18 protein-coding genes and 1 pseudogene are annotated in these 18919 nt (G+C 65.3%); 11 read left to right on the top strand and 8 right to left on the bottom strand.

Annotated features, from left to right (window positions below; translation table 11 throughout):
* Positions 1–216: 216 nt before the first annotated feature.
* Positions 217–1434 (bottom strand): acyl-CoA dehydrogenase family protein, encoded by a 1218-nt coding sequence (locus tag FKV23_RS07480; RefSeq protein WP_341867584.1) that lies wholly within the window; start codon positions 1432–1434, stop codon positions 217–219.
* Between the two features lie 144 nt (positions 1435–1578).
* Between FKV23_RS07480 and FKV23_RS07475 the strand changes: the two are divergent.
* The 3 genes and pseudogenes from FKV23_RS07475 to metH all read left to right on the top strand — a co-directional run bounded on the left by FKV23_RS07475 (position 1579) and on the right by metH (position 6328).
* Positions 1579–2510 (top strand): annotated as a pseudogene (locus FKV23_RS07475) (ArsR/SmtB family transcription factor).
* Positions 2511–2514: 4 nt separating this feature from the next.
* On the top strand, positions 2515–3627 hold the full coding sequence (locus FKV23_RS07470; protein ID WP_141623290.1) for a homocysteine S-methyltransferase family protein: 1113 nt from the start codon (positions 2515–2517) through the stop codon (positions 3625–3627).
* A gap of 10 nt (positions 3628–3637) precedes the next feature.
* Positions 3638–6328: a methionine synthase gene (metH, locus tag FKV23_RS07465; RefSeq protein ID WP_141623289.1), complete on the top strand. Its 2691-nt coding sequence runs from the start codon at positions 3638–3640 to the stop codon at positions 6326–6328.
* A gap of 280 nt (positions 6329–6608) precedes the next feature.
* Here metH and FKV23_RS07460 read toward each other — a convergent pair whose 3' ends face one another.
* The 6 genes from FKV23_RS07460 to FKV23_RS07435 all read right to left on the bottom strand — a co-directional run bounded on the left by FKV23_RS07460 (position 6609) and on the right by FKV23_RS07435 (position 11507).
* Complete coding sequence (locus tag FKV23_RS07460) at positions 6609–7217, bottom strand: DUF2058 domain-containing protein (RefSeq protein WP_141623288.1); 609 nt, start codon at positions 7215–7217, stop codon at positions 6609–6611.
* Between the two features lie 13 nt (positions 7218–7230).
* Positions 7231–7461: a SlyX family protein gene (locus tag FKV23_RS07455; protein WP_141623287.1), complete on the bottom strand. Its 231-nt coding sequence runs from the start codon at positions 7459–7461 to the stop codon at positions 7231–7233.
* Between the two features lie 20 nt (positions 7462–7481).
* Positions 7482–8828 (bottom strand): UDP-glucose dehydrogenase family protein, encoded by a 1347-nt coding sequence (locus FKV23_RS07450; protein WP_141623286.1) that lies wholly within the window; start codon positions 8826–8828, stop codon positions 7482–7484.
* Between the two features lie 76 nt (positions 8829–8904).
* Positions 8905–9669 carry an FKBP-type peptidyl-prolyl cis-trans isomerase gene (locus tag FKV23_RS07445; protein WP_167285078.1) on the bottom strand — a complete coding sequence of 255 codons (765 nt, stop codon included), beginning with the start codon at positions 9667–9669 and terminating at the stop codon, positions 8905–8907.
* 224 nt (positions 9670–9893) lie between these two features.
* Complete coding sequence (locus FKV23_RS07440) at positions 9894–10811, bottom strand: FKBP-type peptidyl-prolyl cis-trans isomerase (RefSeq protein ID WP_141623284.1); 918 nt, start codon at positions 10809–10811, stop codon at positions 9894–9896.
* A 144-nt stretch (positions 10812–10955) separates the two neighbouring features.
* A complete protein-coding gene (locus tag FKV23_RS07435; protein ID WP_407067659.1) occupies positions 10956–11507 on the bottom strand; it encodes a glutathione peroxidase in 552 nt (183 codons plus the stop codon).
* Positions 11508–11679: 172 nt separating this feature from the next.
* Here FKV23_RS07435 and FKV23_RS07430 point away from each other — a divergent pair, with 172 nt between their 5' ends.
* From FKV23_RS07430 to FKV23_RS07405, 6 genes are read left to right on the top strand one after another with little or no spacing between them, the layout of a single operon-like run.
* Complete coding sequence (locus FKV23_RS07430) at positions 11680–11949, top strand: hypothetical protein (protein WP_141623282.1); 270 nt, start codon at positions 11680–11682, stop codon at positions 11947–11949.
* A gap of 4 nt (positions 11950–11953) precedes the next feature.
* Positions 11954–12325, top strand: a complete 372-nt coding sequence (locus FKV23_RS07425) for a GntR family transcriptional regulator (protein ID WP_141623281.1) — start codon at positions 11954–11956, stop codon at positions 12323–12325.
* Entirely contained in the window at positions 12322–13215 is an 894-nt protein-coding gene (locus tag FKV23_RS07420; RefSeq protein ID WP_141623280.1) for an ABC transporter ATP-binding protein, read from the top strand. Before FKV23_RS07425 ends, FKV23_RS07420 begins: the two co-directional genes overlap by 4 nt.
* On the top strand, positions 13212–14201 hold the full coding sequence (locus FKV23_RS07415; RefSeq protein WP_141623279.1) for an ABC transporter permease: 990 nt from the start codon (positions 13212–13214) through the stop codon (positions 14199–14201). Before FKV23_RS07420 ends, FKV23_RS07415 begins: the two co-directional genes overlap by 4 nt.
* Before the next feature lie 27 nt (positions 14202–14228).
* Positions 14229–14879 (top strand): hypothetical protein, encoded by a 651-nt coding sequence (locus tag FKV23_RS07410; RefSeq protein WP_141623278.1) that lies wholly within the window; start codon positions 14229–14231, stop codon positions 14877–14879.
* A gap of 14 nt (positions 14880–14893) precedes the next feature.
* A complete protein-coding gene (locus tag FKV23_RS07405; RefSeq protein WP_167285076.1) occupies positions 14894–15526 on the top strand; it encodes a DUF2884 family protein in 633 nt (210 codons plus the stop codon).
* Between the two features lie 36 nt (positions 15527–15562).
* Here FKV23_RS07405 and FKV23_RS07400 read toward each other — a convergent pair whose 3' ends face one another.
* The gene (locus FKV23_RS07400) at positions 15563–16969 is read right to left on the bottom strand and encodes a class II fumarate hydratase (RefSeq protein ID WP_141623276.1); all 1407 of its coding nucleotides are present in this window, start codon (positions 16967–16969) and stop codon (positions 15563–15565) included.
* A gap of 126 nt (positions 16970–17095) precedes the next feature.
* Between FKV23_RS07400 and purB the strand changes: the two genes are divergently transcribed.
* The gene (purB, locus tag FKV23_RS07395) at positions 17096–18475 is read left to right on the top strand and encodes an adenylosuccinate lyase (protein WP_407067658.1); all 1380 of its coding nucleotides are present in this window, start codon (positions 17096–17098) and stop codon (positions 18473–18475) included.
* Positions 18476–18511: 36 nt separating this feature from the next.
* Positions 18512–18910 carry a VOC family protein gene (locus FKV23_RS07390; RefSeq protein ID WP_141623275.1) on the top strand — a complete coding sequence of 133 codons (399 nt, stop codon included), beginning with the start codon at positions 18512–18514 and terminating at the stop codon, positions 18908–18910.
* Positions 18911–18919 lie beyond the last annotated feature (9 nt).

Below are 18919 nucleotides of genomic sequence, written 5' to 3'. Positions count from 1 at the left end.
CATGGAAGTGGGTTCGGATGTGGTTGTGGGGGTCGGGGATATTCCACCCTTTCGGGCGTGAACGCGAACTGATGCCGCCCCCTGGATGTACGCCATGCTCAATGCGCGCCCGTACGGATTCCCCATACGCTGCCAACACGCTCGACGTCGCGGCTGGTACCGGGCAGGCGTTCATGATCGGGCGCCAGGGCCTGTCGATAGCTCTTGAAACGGACTCTAGCGCAGCCCGGTCTCGTGGCGGGCAATGACCAGGCGCTGGATCTCGCTGGTGCCCTCGTAGATCTCGGTGATCTTGGCATCGCGGAAGTAGCGCTCCAGTGGCATCTCCTTCGAGTAGCCCATTCCGCCATGGATCTGCACCGCCTGGTGGGTGATCCACATCGCCGCTTCGGAGGCGGTCAACTTGGCGACTGCGGCCTCGGTAGTGAAACGGCCGCCATTGCGTTCGGTCTCGCCCTTGGTCCAGGCCGCGCGCAGGGTCAGCAGCAGGGCCGCATCGAGTTTGCACTTCATGTCGGCAATCTTGGCCTGGGTCATCTGGAACGCGCCGATCGGCTGGCCGAAGGCCTTGCGCTCCTTCACGTACTCGAGGGTCTTCTCGTAGGCCGCGCGGGCAAGGCCAATCGCCTGGCTGGCGATGCCGATGCGACCGGCGTCGAGCACGCCCATGGCGATCTTGAACCCATGACCCTCGTCGCCCAGCACATCCTCTGCACGAGCGACATAGTCGGTGAACTCGATCTCGCAGGTCGCCGAGGCGCGGATGCCGAGCTTGGGCTCGGTCTTGCCGCGGTGGAAGCCTTCGCGCTGGGTGTCGACCATGAAGGCGGTGATGCCGCGCGCGCCCTTGTCCGGGTCGGTCATCGCGAACAGCACGATGTAACGCGCCACCGGGCCGGAGGTGATCCAGCTCTTCTTGCCGTTGATGACGAAGCTGCCGTCGGCCTGCTTGACCGCCTTGCAGCGCATCGCGGTGGCGTCGGAGCCGGATTGCGGCTCGGTCAGTGCGAACGCACCGATTTCCTTGCCCTCGGCGATCGCACGTACATAGGTCTGCTTCTGCTCTTCGGTGCCGAACTTCAGGATGCCGTTGCAGAACAGCGAGTTGTTGACCGACATGATGGTCGAATGGGCGGCGTCGCCAGCGGCGATTTCGACCATCGCCAGCACGTAGCTGATCGGGTCCATGCCGGCGCCACCGTACTCGGCCGGCACCTCGATGCCCATCAGGCCGTTCTCGCCCAGGGTGCGGATGTTCTCCAGCGGGAATTCACCGGTCTGGTCGTGATGCTCCGCGCTCGGTGCGATCTTCTCCTGGGCGATGCGCCTCGCCACGTCCTGGATCATCAACTGCTCTTCGGTAAAGCCAAAATCCACGTCGCACCTCGACTGAGTCTGAACTGGGTGTCTGAACTGGTTACAGAAACAACCAATTGTAGCTCCCGGCCGCGCATAACCCCAGCTTTGGCACGACACCGGATGAAATCCGGGCTTGACCCGCCAGCCCTGTGGAATCAGACTTATCTCTGTATCGCGATGATTTGATGAATCATCCATCCGAACCCACCAGGAGCCCCAATGGATCTCGAAGGCTGGTCGTCACGGCTGAAGGTGTTCGCCGATGCCACCCGCGTGCGCCTGCTCGCGCTGCTTGAGAGCGAGGAACTGACCGTCGCCGAGCTGTCGGCGGTCACCCGGCTCGCCCAGCCGCGGGTCTCGACCCACCTCGCCCGGCTGAAGGAAGCCGGGCTGGTTCGCGACCGCCGCTCCGGCGTCTCCGCCTACTATCGTTTCGAGGAAAGCGCGCTCGATCCCGCCCAGCTGGCTCTCTGGCAGACCCTGCGCTCGGGCAGCGACGATCCGCTGCTGCGCCAGGATGCGGAACGCCTGCCCGGGGTTCTCGCCAATCGCGCCGCCGACCAGAACTGGGCCGATTCGGTCGCCGGCGACATGGAGCGCCATTACTCGCCCGGTCGCACCTGGGAAGCGCTGGCCCGTTCGGCATTGCCGCTGCTGGAGCCCGGCGACGTGCTCGACATCGCCTCCGGAGACGGCGTGCTGGCCGAGCTGATGGCTCCGCATGCCAACCGCTACGTCTGCCTTGATGCCAGCAGCAAGGTCGTCAACGCCGCGACCGAACGCCTGCGCCGGCTCGGCAACGTCGACGTGCGCGAAGGCGACATGCACGCACTGCCATTCGACGACGGCAGCTTCGACCTGGTCGTACTGATGCATGCGCTGACCTATGCCGACAAGCCCGCCCAGGCCGTCGCCGAAGCCAGCCGCGTGCTGCGCCCGGGTGGCCGCCTGCTCCTGACCAGCCTGGCCCGTCATGAGCACCGCTCGGTGGTCGAGGCCTACGGGCATGTCAACCTCGGCTTCACCCCCGCGAACTGCAGCGCTACGTCGGCAAGGCCAAGCTGGACCTGGGCAGCTGCGACACCGTCACCCGCGAACGCAGACCACCGCATTTCGAGGTGATCGCGCTGATCGCGCACAAGCCGGAATGAAACGATGAATACCCTCCCCTGGCTCAACCCGTCCCGTGCCGAAGCGCTGCAGCAGGCGCTGGCCGAGCGCATCCTGATCATCGACGGCGCAATGGGCACGATGATCCAGCAGCACGGTCTGGATGAGGCCGACTATCGCGGCGAGCGCTTTGCCGACGGCTTCGACCGCGAGCGCCCTGCCGTCGAACATTCCGATACGGAGCACGCCCACGGCCCGGATTGCGGTTGCGGCTCCGACCAGCGCGGCAACAACGACCTGCTCAGCCTGACCCGCCCGGACATCATCCGCGGCATCCACGCCGAGTACCTCGCTGCCGGCGCCGATCTGGTCGAAACCAACACCTTCAACTCGACCACGATCTCGCTGGCCGACTACGGCCTGCAGCACATCGCCCGCGAGCTCAACGAAACCGGCGCCCGCCTCGCCCGTGAGGCCTGTGACGCCGCCGAGGCGGAGACGCCGGCGAAACCGCGCTTCGTCGTCGGCGTGCTCGGCCCGACCAGCCGCACCGCCTCGCTGAGTCCGGACGTCAACCGCCCCGGCTTCCGCGCTATCAGCTTCGATGAACTGCGCGTGGCCTATCGCGAGGCCGCCGACGGCCTGATCGATGGCGGCGCCGACATCTTGATGGTCGAGACGGTGTTCGACACCCTCAATGCCAAGGCCGCGCTGTTCGCGATCGAGGAGGCCTTCGACGCGCGTGGCGCACGGCTGCCGGTGATGGTGTCGGGCACGATCACCGATGCCTCCGGGCGCACCCTGTCCGGGCAGACCGCCGAGGCGTTCTGGTACTCGGTCCGGCATGCGCAACCGCTGGCGATCGGCCTGAATTGCGCACTCGGGGCGAAGGACCTGCGCGTCCACGTCGACGTACTGGCCCAGGTCGCCGACGCCCATATCAGCACCCATCCCAATGCAGGCCTGCCCAACGCGTTCGGCGGCTACGACGAAACGCCGGAGGACATGGCCGCCGTGCTCGGCGAGTTCGCCAATGCCGGCCTGCTCAACCTGGTCGGCGGCTGCTGCGGCACCACGCCGGCTCACATCGCCGCGATCGCCGAGGCCGTACGCGAGGTTCCTCCACGCACGCTGCCCGACCTCGCAGACGCAGCCTGATCGACCACGAATGACGACTCCCCTGCCACGTCAGACCCGGTTGTCCGGCCTCGAGCCGCTGCAGATCACGCCGGAATCGAACTTCATCAACGTCGGCGAGCGCACCAACGTCACCGGCAGCGCCAGGTTCCGCAAGCTGATCAAGGAGGATCGCTACGACGAAGCGGTCGAGGTCGCCCGGCAACAGGTCGACAGTGGCGCCCAGGTCATCGACGTCAACATGGACGAGGGCCTGCTGGACTCCGAGCAGGCGATGGTGACCTACCTCAACCTGATCGCCGCCGAACCCGACATCGCGCGGATACCGGTGATGGTCGACAGCTCCAAGTGGAGCGTGATCGAGGCCGGGCTGAAATGCCTGCAGGGCAAGGGCATCGTCAATTCGATCTCGATGAAGGAAGGCGAGGCCGAATTCCTGCGCCAGGCCCGACTGGTGCGCCGCTACGGCGCCGCCGTGGTGGTGATGGCCTTCGACGAGGACGGCCAGGCCGACACCGTCGAGCGCAAGGTCGATATCTGCTCGCGCGCCTACAAGCTGCTGACCGAAGAGATCGGCTTCCCGCCCGAAGACATCGTCTTCGACCCCAACGTGTTCGCGATCGCCACCGGCATCGAGGAGCATGACGACTACGCGGTGGCCTTCATCGAGGCCACCCGCGAACTCAAGCGCCGGTTCCCGCTCAGCCACATCTCCGGCGGCGTGTCGAACGTGTCGTTCTCGTTCCGCGGCAACGAGCCGGTGCGGCAGGCGATCCACGTGGTGTTCCTCTACCACGCGATCCGCGCGGGCATGGACATGGGCATCGTCAATGCCGGCGCGATGCCGCTGTACGACGACCTCGACCCGGATCTGCGCGAACGCGTCGAGGACGTGGTGCTCAATCGCCGCAAGGACGGCACCGAGCGCCTGCTGGAGATCGCAGACAGGTACAAAGGCAAAAAGGGCGAGAAGAAGGTCGAGGACAAGGCCTGGCGCGAGAAGCCGGTGCGCGAGCGCCTGAGCCATTCGCTGGTGCACGGCATCGACCAGTACATCGAGACCGACACCGAGGAGGCCCGGGCCGAAGCCACGCGGCCGCTGGACGTGATCGAAGGCCCGTTGATGGACGGCATGAACGTGGTCGGCGACCTGTTCGGCGCCGGCAAGATGTTCCTGCCGCAGGTGGTGAAGTCGGCGCGGGTGATGAAAAAGGCCGTCGCCTGGCTACTGCCCTACATCGAGGCGGAAAAGCTGCGCACCGGCGATGTCGGCAAAACGAACGGCAAGATCGTGATGGCGACGGTCAAGGGCGATGTGCACGATATCGGCAAGAACATCGTCGGCGTGGTGCTGGCCTGCAACAACTTCGAGGTCGTCGACCTCGGGGTGATGGTGCCCGCACAGACCATCCTCGATCGTGCCAGAGCCGAGAACGCGGACCTGATCGGATTGTCGGGCCTGATCACGCCGTCGCTAGAGGAGATGAGCCATGTCGCCCGCGAACTGTCGCGGCAGGGCTTCGAGATGCCCCTGCTGATCGGCGGTGCGACCACGTCGCGCGCTCACACCGCACTGAAGATCCACCCGCACTACACCGCACCGACGGTGTGGGTGAAGGATGCCTCGCGCGCAGTCGGCGTAGCGCAGTCGCTGATCAGCCCCGAGTTGCGTGGCCCATTCGTCGCCGCCAATGATGCCGACTACGCCGAGATCCGCGAACGCCACAAGAACCGCGGTGACGGCAAGCGGCTGGTGTCGCTGGACAAGGCACGCGCGCAGCGCTTCGATGGCGACTGGGATGGCTACACACCCCCTGCCCCGCTCCAGCCCGGCCTGCATGTACTGGACGACTATCCGCTCGACGAACTGGTCGACTACATCGACTGGACGCCGTTCTTCAACACCTGGGAACTGGCCGGCAGGTACCCGGCGATCCTCACCGACGAGGTCGTCGGCACGCAGGCCAGCGAGCTGTATCGCGACGCACGATCGATGCTCAAGCGCATCGTCCAGGAAAAGTGGCTGACCGCCAGGGCGGTGTTCGGGATCTGGCCTGCGAATTCGGAAGGAGACGACGTGATCGTTTCCACCGAGGGCCATGCCACCACCCTGCACTTCCTCCGCCAGCAGGCCGACAAGCCGGTCGAACGCCCCGACTTCTGCCTCGCCGACTTCATCGCACCCAAGGACAGCGGGAAACGGGATTGGATCGGCGCGTTCGCGGTTACCGCCGGGATCGGCATCGAGGAGCACGTCGCCCGCTTCGAGGCCGACCACGACGACTACAACGCGATCCTGCTCAAGGCCCTGGCCGACCGCCTCGCCGAGGCCCTCGCCGAGCGCCTGCACGAGCGCGTGCGCAGGGAGTTCTGGGGCTACGCGGCAGACGAGTCTCTCGACAACGACGCCCTGATTGCGGAAAAGTACGCCGGCATCCGCCCGGCTCCGGGTTACCCGGCCTGCCCCGAGCACAGCGAGAAGGCGACCCTGTTCGCGATGCTCGATGCGGAAAACAACGCAGGCGTGCGCCTGACAGAGAGCTTCGCCATGTACCCGGCCGCAGCGGTGTCCGGGTACTACTTCAGCCACCCGCGCAGCCAGTACTTCGTGGTCGGACGGGTGTCGAAAGAACAGGCCGCGGACTACGCGCGTCGCAAGGGCGTCAGCCTCGAACAGGCCGAACGCTGGCTGGCGTCGAACCTCGACTACGACCCGGAATAAGGGTGCCAGTAAACGTCTCGCGAGGCCGCAGTCGGGCATGCCGTTGCAGGACACGCCGTAAACCCATCCATGGGGGCTCGGATGCGGCATCCATGCCGCATACGGTCCTGCAACGGCATGCCCGACTGCGGCTGGAGAGTTCGCTGAGAACAAAACCCGTAGCCCGGGTAAGCCCGCAGGGCGCACCCGGGGTCAGCAGCCCATCAACCCGGGTGCGGCCTTTGGCCTTACCCGGGCTACGACAATGCTCGGGATGACAGTCAGATGATTGCCGTCTGGATCACCAGACCAGATCGTCAGGCACCTGGTACTTCGGATCGGAGTACGGATCATCCCCTGCCGGTGCGTTCGGATCGACCTTCAGTGCGATCGCCGGGGGGAAAATCGCTTCGGCCTGCACCAGCAACTCGGCTGTGACCAATAGATAGCGGCCGTCCTGCTGCACCAGGCCAAGCTCGCCGGCATTGAGCGCCTTGAGCTGCTCGGTGGTCACGTAGACGCGCTTGATCTTGCCGCCGTACTCGAAATGGCGGGCGATGTCGGCCTCGTCGCTGTTGAGCGACTTGCCCTTGATCAGCTCGGCCAGCCGGGCCCGCGCCTCGCGGCGCTTGCGCGCTTCTTCCTGCTTCGCCTTCTCGGCAGCGATGCGCTCGTCCTTCTCGCGCTGGGCGCGGATCGCATAGGCCTTGGCCAAGTCGATGTCCTCGCGCGAGCGCGGCTTGCCGCCTGTGCCACCGGACTTCCCGGAATTTCTGCCGAACGTGCCTCCACTCCGCCCGGATTTCGCGGGTTTCCCACCCTGCTTCGGTTTGCCGGCAAGCTTCGGCTTGTTTGCAGGTGCGGACTTGAAACCGAGTCCAAGCAGCTGGTCGCGAAGGCTGTCACTCATCTCGTATGGGTCGTCAGTAGTGCGGAGGGGGCGGTTCGCCGGCCAGATCGCCGGTCACCGGACCGGAGGAAAGCGCAAGCCGCAGCTGCCGCAGCTCTTCCAGCGCACGGTGCAGCAGCAGCGTATTGCGGGCCTCCTCGTCGCGGGCCGAGGCCAGCGCGTCGCTGAGTTCATTGATGGCATGCTCCTGGAACGCGATCCGCGACTCCAGTTCCGCCAAGCGTTGTTCATGATCGGGTTGCATCGTCTACAGACTGTTCCGGTTCAACCGTTGCGGACCGAACGGCCACGACCGATACCGTAGTACGCAATGCCCGCGGTCTCGACCTCATCGGGATGATAAAGGTTGCGGCCGTCGAAGATGACCCGGTCGGCCAGCGTCTGCCGCAAGCGCTCGAAATCCGGGCTGCGGAACGGTTTCCATTCGGTCACCACCGCCAGCGCATCGGCGCCGGCCAGGGCCTCGGAGGCACCTTCGCACAGCACCAGGTCGTCGCGTTCGCCGAAGATGCGCCGAGTCTCTCCGAGCGCTTCCGGATCGTGGGCCCGTACCATTGCACCCGCTTCCCAGAGCTGGGCCAGCAGGCGCCGGCTCGACGCTTCACGCATATCGTCGGTATTGGGCTTGAAGGCCAGTCCCCAAACCGCGACGGTCTTGCCTCGCAAGGCCTCGACGCCGCCGTAGTGGCGCACCATCAACTCGAACAGGTGGCCCTTCTGGTGGTAATTGACCGCTTCAACCGCATCCAGCAGCCTCGGTTCGACGCCATGCTGCTGGGCGATCCGCGCCAGCGCCTGCACATCCTTGGGAAAACACGAACCGCCATAGCCTGCACCCGGGTAGATGAAGTGCCAGCCGATACGCGGATCCGAACCGATGCCCTGTCGCACCATCTCGACGTCGGCACCGACCTGCTCGGCGATGTTGGCGATCTCGTTCATGAAACTGATCTTGGCGGCCAGCATCGCGTTGGCCGCGTACTTGGTCAGTTCGGCCGAGCGCACATCCATCACCACGATGCGGTCATGGTTGCGGTTGAACGGCGCGTACAGCCGCTTGAGCTTTTCGACCGCATCGGGGTCGCTGGCGCCGATCACGATGCGATCCGGACGCATGCAGTCGTTGACCGCATCGCCCTCCTTCAGGAACTCGGGGTTCGAGGCAACTTCAAAAGCGATGTCCGCGCCACGGGCCGCCAGCTCGGCCGCGATCGCCTCGCGCACCTTGTCGGCCGTACCCACCGGCACCGTCGACTTGTCGACCACGACCAGCGGACGCGTCATGTGCCGGCCGATCGTGCGCGCGACTTCGAGCACGTACTTCAGATCGGCGCTGCCGTCCTCGTCCGGTGGCGTGCCGACGGCAATGAACACGATATCGCCGTGCCCCATCGCCACCGGCGCATCGGTGGTGAAATGCAGGCGTCCGGCGGCATGGTTGGCCTTGACCATCGGCTCCAGGCCAGGCTCGTAGATCGGAATCACGCCATTGTTCAAGCCGTCGACCTTGGCCTGGTCGACGTCGACGCAGATCACGTCATGGCCAACATCGGCCAGGCAGGTGCCGGTGACGAGACCGACATAGCCGGTTCCGAAAATGGTTACGTGCATATTGGTTCCTGTTGCGGAAGTCGCGAAAGTCCGCCGCGGGCGAGCTTACACCGCATCGATTACGGTATCGCTTGAATCAACGGTCGGCGGGCGGTGCCTCGATGCCGAGCAGTTCCACCTCGAATACGAGGGTGGCGTTGGGAGCGATCGGGCCGCCGGGCGTACCCATTTCGCCATAGCCAAGCTCGGAGGGAATCCAGAGCCGGTACTTGCTGCCGACCGGCATCAGGGTCAGGCCTTCACTCCAGCCCGGCACGACCTGTTCCAGCGGAAACACCACCGGTTCGCCGCGCGCGGTCGAGTCGTCGAAGACGGTGCCATCGAGCAGCGTACCGGTGTAGTGGACACGCACCGTGTCGTCGGCCTTCGGCCTGGGCCCATCGCCTTCGCTGATGACTTCGTACTGCAGGCCCGACTCGGTGGTCGTGATGCCTTCCTTGCTGCCGTTCTCGGCCAGGAACTTCCGGCCCTCTTCGGCATTGTCGGATGCGATGCGATCGGTCACACGCTGACCCAGCTGCTCGGCCACCTGGGCCGCCTGTTCATCGGTCATCAACATCGGCTTGCCGGCGAGGCTGTCGCGGATCGCCATGAACAGCGCGTCGGCATCGATCTCTTCCTGGACCGGCTCCAGCGTACGGGCCACTTCCATGCCGATCATGTAACCGGCCTGGGCCTTGCTGCCCTTCAGCCCCTCGATGTCCAGCGCTTCGCCATCCGCGGTCTGGGTCGCGGCATCGGCGGAGGCGTCGTCACCGCCGGAAGGGGTGCAGGCCGCCAGGGCCAGCCCCAAGGTGGTGGCGGCCATCGCCGCGGACAGGGTGCGGACAGAGAAGGACATGGTCGGAGAATCTCCAGAATAAAGAGTGAAATCGCAGCATCGCGATTGGCGAGCATCGCACGATCCGGATGAACATCGGGCCGACAGCCCACCGTGATGTGCTCCAGTGCGCATTCCGGCAACAGGACAAGGCTGCCTGCTCCGGCATCCAGCGTTCAGGACAACAGAAGCCGGCTGTGCGGACAGCCGGCTTCGATGTCATGCCGGACCCGACTGCAGAAAACTTACAGGATGGCCTGCAGTTCAACCTCGAACACGAGCGTGGCATTCGGGCCGATCACGCCGCCCGGTGCGCCCCGTGCACCATAGGCCAGATCGCCGGGAATCCAGAACTTGTACTTGCTGCCGACCGGCATCAGGGCCAACCCCTCGGTCCAGCCCGCGATGACCTGGCCCAGGCCGAATTCGGCCGGCTGGCCGCGGTCGTAGGAGCTGTCGAACACGGTACCGTCGAGCAGCGTGCCCTTGTAGTTGACGCGCACGGTATCGGTCGATTTCGGACGCGGTCCCGATCCCTGGCGCAATACCATGTATTGCAGCCCGGACGCGGTGGCGATCACGCCCTTCTCGCCTTTGTTGGCCGCCAGGAAAGCTTCGCCTTCGGTCTTGTTGGCCTCGCCCTGCGCAACGGCCTTCTCCCTCAACCGCCCGGAAAAGGCCTCGCGGGTGGCGACGAGCTGATCGTCGTCCATGAGCAGATCCTGGCTGGAGACGACCGCGCGTACCGCCTGCACCAGCAGCGGCAGATCGAGTTCATCCTTGATTGGCGTCAGCGAACGGCCGATATCGGCACCGACCAGATATGCCGCCTTGTCCTTGGCGATCTCCGGAATCTCCATACCCTCGGGGGCCTGGCCGGCACGCGCCGCCGAGCGCAGCATCATCGCCTGACCGACAGCCGGCGCCTCGGTTTCCCCGATCAGCGGCTTGCCGCCATCGAAGGCATTGCGGATCGCACGTTCAAGGGACGGGAAATCGAGATCCTGCCCGATCGGCTCGATCGAACGGCCGATATCGACGCCCACCATGTAGCTGGTCCTGTCGCGATCGGTGGTCAAGGCGGTCTTGTCCTGCGCATGTGCAGCCATGGCCACTACGGCGGAAATCAGCAGCGCGGCGGTGCCACGCATCAAAGCCTTCATTGCAAACCTGCTCCTGTATGAGTTCTAGGGCGTCTCATGATCCGCCGCCAGCGCGCCGGACCGGACGATCATTGTCGCGATGCCACAGGCTCCCCGCAAATGCCCGGAATCCGTCCGCGGGTGCGCAGAGCCGGGGCGGGATGCCTATTTCGTCCCGCTGCCCGGTCGCGGCGCAGCCAGCGCCCGCTCGATGGCCGCCACCAGCTCCGGATCGTCCGGCACCGTCCGGCTGCCGTAGCTGGCGATCAGCCTGCCATCGCGGTCAAGCAGATACTTGTGGAAGTTCCACTTGGGCGCCTCGCCGGCGGCTGCAGCCAGTTCGCGGTACAGCGGCGTGGCCTCATCGCCGATCACGTGCACCTTCTGGAACATCGGAAACTTCACTCCATAGGTCAGGGTGCAGAACTCCTGGATCTGCGCCTCGTCCTCGAACTCCTGCTCGCGGAAGTCCCCGGAGGGAAAACCGAGTACGGCGAACCCGCGCTCTTTGTAGTTTGCATGCAGGGCCTCAAGCCCTTCGAATTGCGGAGTGAACCCGCATTTGCTGGCGGTGTTGACCACCAGCACCACATCGCCGCCGTAGGTCGCGGCCAGATCCACCGGGGTCTTGCCGGCCAGCGGGCGGTAGCTGTGTCCCAGCAGCCCCTGGCCATCCGCAGCGGTAGCAATTGCTGCCACCAGCAGAAACGAAGCCATGAAAAGCTTTGATATCAAATGCTTATGAAGCATAAGTCCCTCGCATGGACAAGCACCTGCGGACAGTATGACTTCAGTTGGGGGAACTTGCTGCCCGAATGGGTTGACGGCCCGTGTTCTGGTGTTATAGTTGCATACAACACCGGTTTACTGACGAGCAGGACGGCCCCCCATGAACCGCAAGCTCCGCAACAGCCTCACCGCCCTCACGACCTGCAGCCTGGCTTTTGTCCTGGCCCTGGTCGGCACAAGCCCGCTGATTCGCGCCACCGATTCCCAGTCCACGGCCCCGGCCATGCTGCCCTACCCCGTTTCAGGTGAGGCCACGGGTGCACGCCGCCACATGACCCCCGAACAGGCCGCCCAACCGACGACCCGCCGCCCGCGCGACAACCGCAAGCCGCTGGTCATGCCCTACTTCTCTTTTGCACCGCGAGGCTGAGCGTATGTCCGCCATCCAATGGAGCGACGGCGCTCCGATCTACCGCCAGCTGAAGGAACGCGTCATCGCAAAGATGCTCGATGGCGAACTCAAGCCCGGCGATGCCCTGCCTTCGGTCAGGCAGGTCGCTGCCGAGTATCAGCTCAATCCCATCACCGTCTCGCGCGCCTACCAGGAACTGGCGGACGAGGCCCTCATCGAGAAACGCAGGGGACTTGGTATGTTCGTCACCGAAGAAGCCGCACGGAAACTGCTCCTCAGCGAGCGCGAACGCTTCCTCAAGGAAGAGTGGCCGTTGGTCCTGGAACGCATCACACGGCTCGGCCTGAGTGCCGAGGATCTGTTCGCTGGCAGCGACAAGGGAGGCAAGCAATGAACGCCTCCACCGTTGTCAAGGCCAACAACCTGCGCAAGGCCTACAAGAACAAGCTCGCGCTGGACGGCACCACATTCGAAATTCCGGCCGGCCGTATCGTCGGTCTGATTGGCCCCAACGGAGCCGGCAAGACCACCGCGCTCAAGGCGATGCTCGGGCTGATCCCGTTCGAGGGCTCACTGAACGTGCTGGGGCTGGACCCGCGCAGCCAGCGCGACGAGCTGATGCGCGATGTCTGCTTCATCGCCGACGTGGCAGTGCTGCCGCGCTGGATGAAAGTCAAGGAGGCGATCGAGTTCGTGTCCGGGGTGCACCCGCGCTTCGACCGGGCCCGTTGCGAACGTTTCCTGCAGGGGACGCAGCTCAAACCCGACATGCGCGTGCGCGAAATGTCCAAGGGCATGATCGTGCAGCTGCACCTGGCCCTGGTGATGGCGATCGACGCCCGCCTGCTGGTACTCGACGAGCCGACGCTCGGTCTCGACATCCTCTACCGCAAACAGTTCTACCAGCGTCTGCTGGAGGACTATTTCGACGAACAGAAGACCATCATCGTCACCACCCATCAGGTCGAGGAGATCGAACACATCCTCACCGACGTGATGTTCATCCGTGACGGAAAAATCCTGCTGGAAAGCGGGATGGAAGAACTCGGCGACCGCTTCACGGAAGTGCTGGTCGATGCCGACAAGGCCGACGAGGCCCGTCGGCTGGAACCGATCGACGAGCGCGCGCTGCCCTTCGGCAAGACCGTGATGCTCTACGACAGCAGGTTGTCCGATGGCACGCCTTCCGGCGTGACAGCCGAACGCCTGGCCGCCTTCGGCGAGACCCGGACGCCGGGCCTGGCAGACCTGTTCGTCGCCACCATGAAGGGGACCTACGCATGAACGCCGCAACTGAAAGCCGCAACCTGCCCGCCACGCCCCACCCGACCCACAAGTTCAAGCTGCTGCTCAAGCGCGAGCTTTGGGAACACCGCGGCGGATTCTTCTGGGCTCCGGTGATCGTCGGAGCCATCGCGATCGTGTTCGCACTTATCGCGGCCGTTGCCGGCACCGTTCTCGGACCGGGCCTTAACGACGTGCGGATCGACGGCCACGAGATCGATGAGGTTGCCCGCATCACAGGCGCGATCGGTGACGGCACCCTGCTGGGCGGCATCGGCCTGGCCATGATCGTGCTCACTTTCGTGGTCTTTTTCTACGCACTGGGCTCGCTGTACGACGACCGTCGCGATCGCAGCATCCTGTTCTGGAAATCGCTGCCCATTTCGGACAGCCAGATGGTCCTGTCCAAGGTGGCCTGGGCACTGCTGCTGGCTCCTTTGCTTGCGGTCGTCATCGGTATCGCCACCGGCCTGGCATTGTGGGTAATCACCGCACTGACGACCTCGATCAACGGGCTGCCCGGCAGCGCCGGAATCTTCCTCAACTCGCATCCGTTCAGGGTCATCGGCAACGTCCTGGCCATGTGGCCGGTACAGATGGCCTGGGCCCTGCCAACCATCGGCTGGCTGATGCTCTGCTCGGCATGGGCGCGCAGCAAACCTTTCCTGTGGGCGGTCATCGTGCCGGTGCTGACCTGCGCGCTGGTGAGCTTCATGGACATCTTCCCGGGCGTCTCCATCCGGCACGACGTCCTCTGGTACGTGGTCGCCTATCGCGGGCTGATGAGCCTGATCCCCGGGAGCTTCGCCCCTATCCTCGACGTATCGGCACGCGGCATCGACGGCCCCGGCGACGTGGCCAACGTGATCGATGCGACGGCCAGCTGGCAGGCATTCGCCACCATCGACATGTGGATCGGCGTCGCCATCGGAGCAGCCATGATCTATGCCGCCATCCGCCTGCGCCGCTGGCGCGAAGAAGGCTGAGCCCCCGACCCGCACGAGACGAATGCCATGAACATTCCCCGCATTCTTCCCCTCGTCCTGTGCCTGCTGCTGCCGCTGGCAGCGCAGGCCAGCGACGGCAAGCCCTCCGGCATCGCAGAGGAGGTCCGCCAGGAGCTGGCCGACGCGCGCAAGGAAGTCCAGACCGAGCTTGCCGAGGCCCGCCGGGAACTGGAAACCGAGAACCTGCGCGTGGACAACAGCTTCCAGTTCGGCCAATCCGGCAAGCAACGCACCGACCTGCCGCGTGCGGAGATCACGCCGGACGGCGACTTCCTGATCCAGGGCCAGCCGCAGGTCATCACCACGGCCCAGCGAGAGGAACTGCTTGCATACCGCGGCCTGGTGGTAGGCATTGCGCAATCCGGCATCGACATCGGCCAGCGCAGTGCTGAAGCGGTGATCGACGCCATGGACAGGTCGTGGGTCGGCCTGGTGTTCAGCGCCATGACGGGCAGCCTGGAGCGACGCATCGAACGCAGCGTCAAGACCCTGGTCGAGCCGATGGTGCAGGAGATCTGCCTGCAATTGCCGGCGATGATGCAGTCACAGCAACGGCTCGCCGCCGGCCTGCCACAATTCCAACCCTATGCCACCCTGGAAGCGGATGACGTCGAGGACTGCGAGAACCAGATCCGCCACGAATTCGCGACCCGCTGATCCGGAGACCCGCCGTGAACAAATCCTTCGTCATCACCCTGCTCTGCGTTCTGCCGCTGCTCGGCGCCTGCGGCCAGAAACACGACGATGCGCAGCCCACCGCTGAAGCCGAGAAGAAGTCGTTCCTCAGCAAGGCGATCAGTTCGGCCGCCACCAAGGCCAGCGGGGAAGTCCGGAAAAAACTGCGAGAGGAAGACATCGAACTGGGCAGCAAGGATCGCAACGCGCCCAAGGCAAAGATCACCCCGCAGGGCGACCTGGTGATCGATGGCCGGACGATCGACATCGACGACACCCAGCGTGCCATGTTGCTGGAATATCGCGACCAGATCGCCACAGTCGCCGAAGCCGGGGCCGAAGTCGGCCTGATCGCGGCCGAAGCCGCCGGCGACGCGGTGGGCGCGGCGATCAAAGGCATCTTCAGCGGCAACTCGGACGATGTCGAAAAGAAGATCGAAGCGGACGTGGAAGCCCGCATCAAGGAACCGCTGCAGCGCCTCTGCGGCACCCTGCCGCCGCTGCTGGAAACCCAGCAGGCCCTGGCCGAATCGATCCCCGAGTTCGCCCCCTACCGAAAAATGGATCAAAGCGACATCGACGACTGCATGAAGGAAGACGGGATGCGCGGAGTGCGGATCGACATCTGATCCGCACCATCGACGTTCCTGCGTCAGCCGCCCGCATCAGCTGCCCTGTATGCCTCCCCGGGTCAGCGCGGCGGGATCAAGCAGCCGCCGCAGTTCCTTCTCGTCCATCCCGGTCGCCTCCACCGCCACCTCCAGAACAGGCCTGCCTTCGCGGTAGGCCTGTTTTGCGATGGCCGCGGCCTTTTCATAGCCGATCACAGGGTTGAGCGCGGTGACCAGGATCGGGTTGCGGCCCAGCGCCTCGCGCACGCGTTCGGGTCGTGGCTTCAGGCCGGCGACCGCATCGTCGGCGAGCAGGCGCATCGTGATGCCGAGCAGGCGGATCGAATCGAGCAGGTTGGCCGCGATCAGCGGCAGCATCACGTTGAGCTGGAAGTTGCCGCTCTGCCCGGCGACGGTGATCGCGGTGTGGTGGCCCATCACCTGCGCGCAGACCATGCAGGCCGCTTCCGGGATCACCGGGTTGACCTTGCCCGGCATGATCGAACTGCCAGGCTGCAGCGCCGGCAGTTCGATCTCGCCCAGGCCCGCCAGCGGCCCGGAATTCATCCAGCGCAGATCATTCGAGATCTTCATCAGCGCGACCGCCAGCGCATTGAGCTGGCCGGACAGCTCGACCGCATCGTCCTGCGAGGCGATGCCCTCGAACTTGTTCGCGGCCGGTTCGAACCGGGTTCCGGCCAGCGTGGACAGCGCCTTCGCCATCGCCTTGCCGAAACGCGGGTCGGCGTTGATGCCCGTACCGATCGCGGTGCCGCCGATCGGCAGTCGGCGCAGACGCTTGAGCGCATCCTCGATCCGTTCCTGCGCCGAGGCCAACTGCGCGGCCCAGGCGCCGAATTCCTGGGCGAAGGTCAGCGGCATCGCATCCATCAGGTGGGTGCGGCCGGTCTTGGTCAGCTTCCCGAGCGACCGGCCACGCCGCTCGATGATCCTGCGCAGATGCCTGAGTGCCGGTAGCAGGTGCTCGACGGTGGCGAGCTGGGCGGAAACCCGGATCGCGGTCGGAATCACGTCGTTCGAGCTCTGCCCGAGGTTGACGTGGTCGTTGGGGTGGACCTTCGCTCGTCCCGCGCGCGATGCCAGCGTGGCGATGACCTCGTTGGCATTCATGTTGCACGAGGTGCCGGAACCGGTCTGGAAGACGTCGACCGGAAAATGGGCATCGTGCCCGCCGGCCGCCACTTCCAGCGCGGCCTTGCGGATCGAACGGGAAGCGCCCTTGCCGAGCAGACCGAAGCCGCCGTTGATCTCTGCCGCAGCCGCTTTGACCAGGCCCATCGCGCGGATGAATTCGCGCGGCATGCGCTGCCCCGAGACCGGGAAGTTCTGCACGGCACGCTGGGTCTGGGCGCCCCACAGGGCCTCGGCGGGTACCTGCAGTTCGCCCATGCTGTCGTGCTCGATACGGAAGTCCTCGATGCGGGAATTCTTGTTGGCCATGGTGTGCTTCCGGGGAGATTGACTCCGGCGAGCTTACCGCCGCGGCCGCCACAGCCGCGTCAACCGGCCCAGGCCCGGCAGTCGCTGTAGAATGGCCAGCTGACTTCCCTCCCCGTCATTCCCCACATGTCCAGCATCGTTGAAACCCAGCTCGTCGCCCTGTCCCCGCTCGATGGCCGCTATGCCGGCAAGGTCGACGCGCTGCGTCCGATCTTCTCCGAATACGGCCTGATCAAGGCGCGGATCAAGGTCGAGGTCGAGTGGCTGCTGGCGCTGGCCGAGGAACCCGGCATTGGCGAACTGAAGCCGTTCTCCCAGGCCGCTGTCGCGCGCCTGCGCGCGCTGGCCGACGGTCTGTCGGTCGCCGACGCGGCCCGGGTCAAGGAGATCGAGCGCACCACCAACCACGACGTCAAGGCGGTCGAGTACTTCATCAAGGAGCGCCTGCGCGACGATGCAGAGCTGGGCCCGGCGCTGGAGTTCGTCCACTTCGCCTGCACCAGCGAGGACATCAACAACCTCAGCTACGCACTGATGCTCAACGAAGCGCGCCAGCACGTATTCCTGCCCAGGCTCGACGAATTGATCCAGAAACTGCGCACGATGGCGCACGAACATGCCGCGTTGCCGATGCTTTCGCGTACCCACGGCCAGACCGCCTCCCCGACCACCGTCGGCAAGGAAATCGCCAATGTCGTCGCCCGCCTGCTGCGCCAGGGCGAGACCCTGGCCGCCGCGCGCATGCCGGGCAAGATCAACGGTGCGGTCGGCAACTACAACGCCCATGTCGTTGCCTACCCCATGGTCGACTGGCCGGCGTTCTGCGAGCGCTTCGTCCACTCGCTGGGCCTGAACTGGCAGCCCTACACCACCCAGATCGAACCGCACGACGGCATCGCCGAGCTGTGCGACGCGGCCAAGCGCATCGACACCATCTGCATCGACCTGTCGCGCGACATCTGGGGCTATATCTCGCTGGGCTACTTCAAGCAGGCGGTGAAAGCAGGCGAGGTCGGCAGCTCGACCATGCCGCACAAAGTCAACCCGATCGACTTCGAGAACGCGGAGGGCAACTTCGGCATCGCCAGCGCGCTGTTCGAGCATTTCGCCGCCAAGCTGCCGATCAGCCGCTGGCAGCGCGACCTGACCGACTCCACCACCCTGCGCGCGCTGGGTACCGCCTTCGGCCACGCACTGATCGGCTTCGACGCTCTGTTGCGCGGCCTGAACAAGCTCAGCGCCAACCCGGAGCGACTGGCCGAGGACCTCGATGCGGCCTGGGAGGTGCTGGCCGAAGCCGTGCAGACAGTGATGCGCCGCCATGGCCTGCCCAACCCGTACGAACAGCTCAAGGCGCTGACCCGTGGCCAGGACGGCATCAACGCCGCCTCGATGCGCGTCTTCATCGAGGGCCTGGACCTGCCGGCCGAGACCAGACAGACCCTGCTCGACATGACCCCGGGCAGCTACACCGGCCTGGCCGAACGGCTGGCGCGGGAGATCTGAACGGCAGAGCCTGGCGTCTAGACACGAGGCATCGCGATGAACCTGCTGTTGAACATAGACGTCCCGGATATCAGTGCCGCGGAAGCGTTCTACACCGCGGCCTTCGGCCTGAACCCGGGCCGGCGTTTCGGCGAGGGCTGCGTTGAACTGCTTGGTGCGACCGCAGCTATCTACCTGCTGCAGAAAGCCGAAGGCAGCCGCGGTGCCGCCGGCAGCCGGCGCGACTACGCCCGCCACTGGACGCCGCTGCACTGCGACGTGATCGTCAACGACCTCGACACAGCCCTCGACAAGGCCTTGGCGGCCGGCGCGGTGCAGGAAGGCGACACCCGAGAAGCCGACTGGGGCCGCATTGTCACCCTCGCCGACCCGTTTGGTCACGGTTGGTGCCTGCTGCAATTTCTTGGACGCGGCTACGACGAGATCGCGACATGAGCAAGTCCC

It is taken from the genome of Lysobacter alkalisoli, assembly GCF_006547045.1.
GTDB classification, from domain to species: domain Bacteria; phylum Pseudomonadota; class Gammaproteobacteria; order Xanthomonadales; family Xanthomonadaceae; genus Marilutibacter; species Marilutibacter alkalisoli.
The sequence above is the reverse complement of the archived record's forward strand: the minus strand, read 5'-3'. Positions and strand labels throughout refer to the sequence as shown.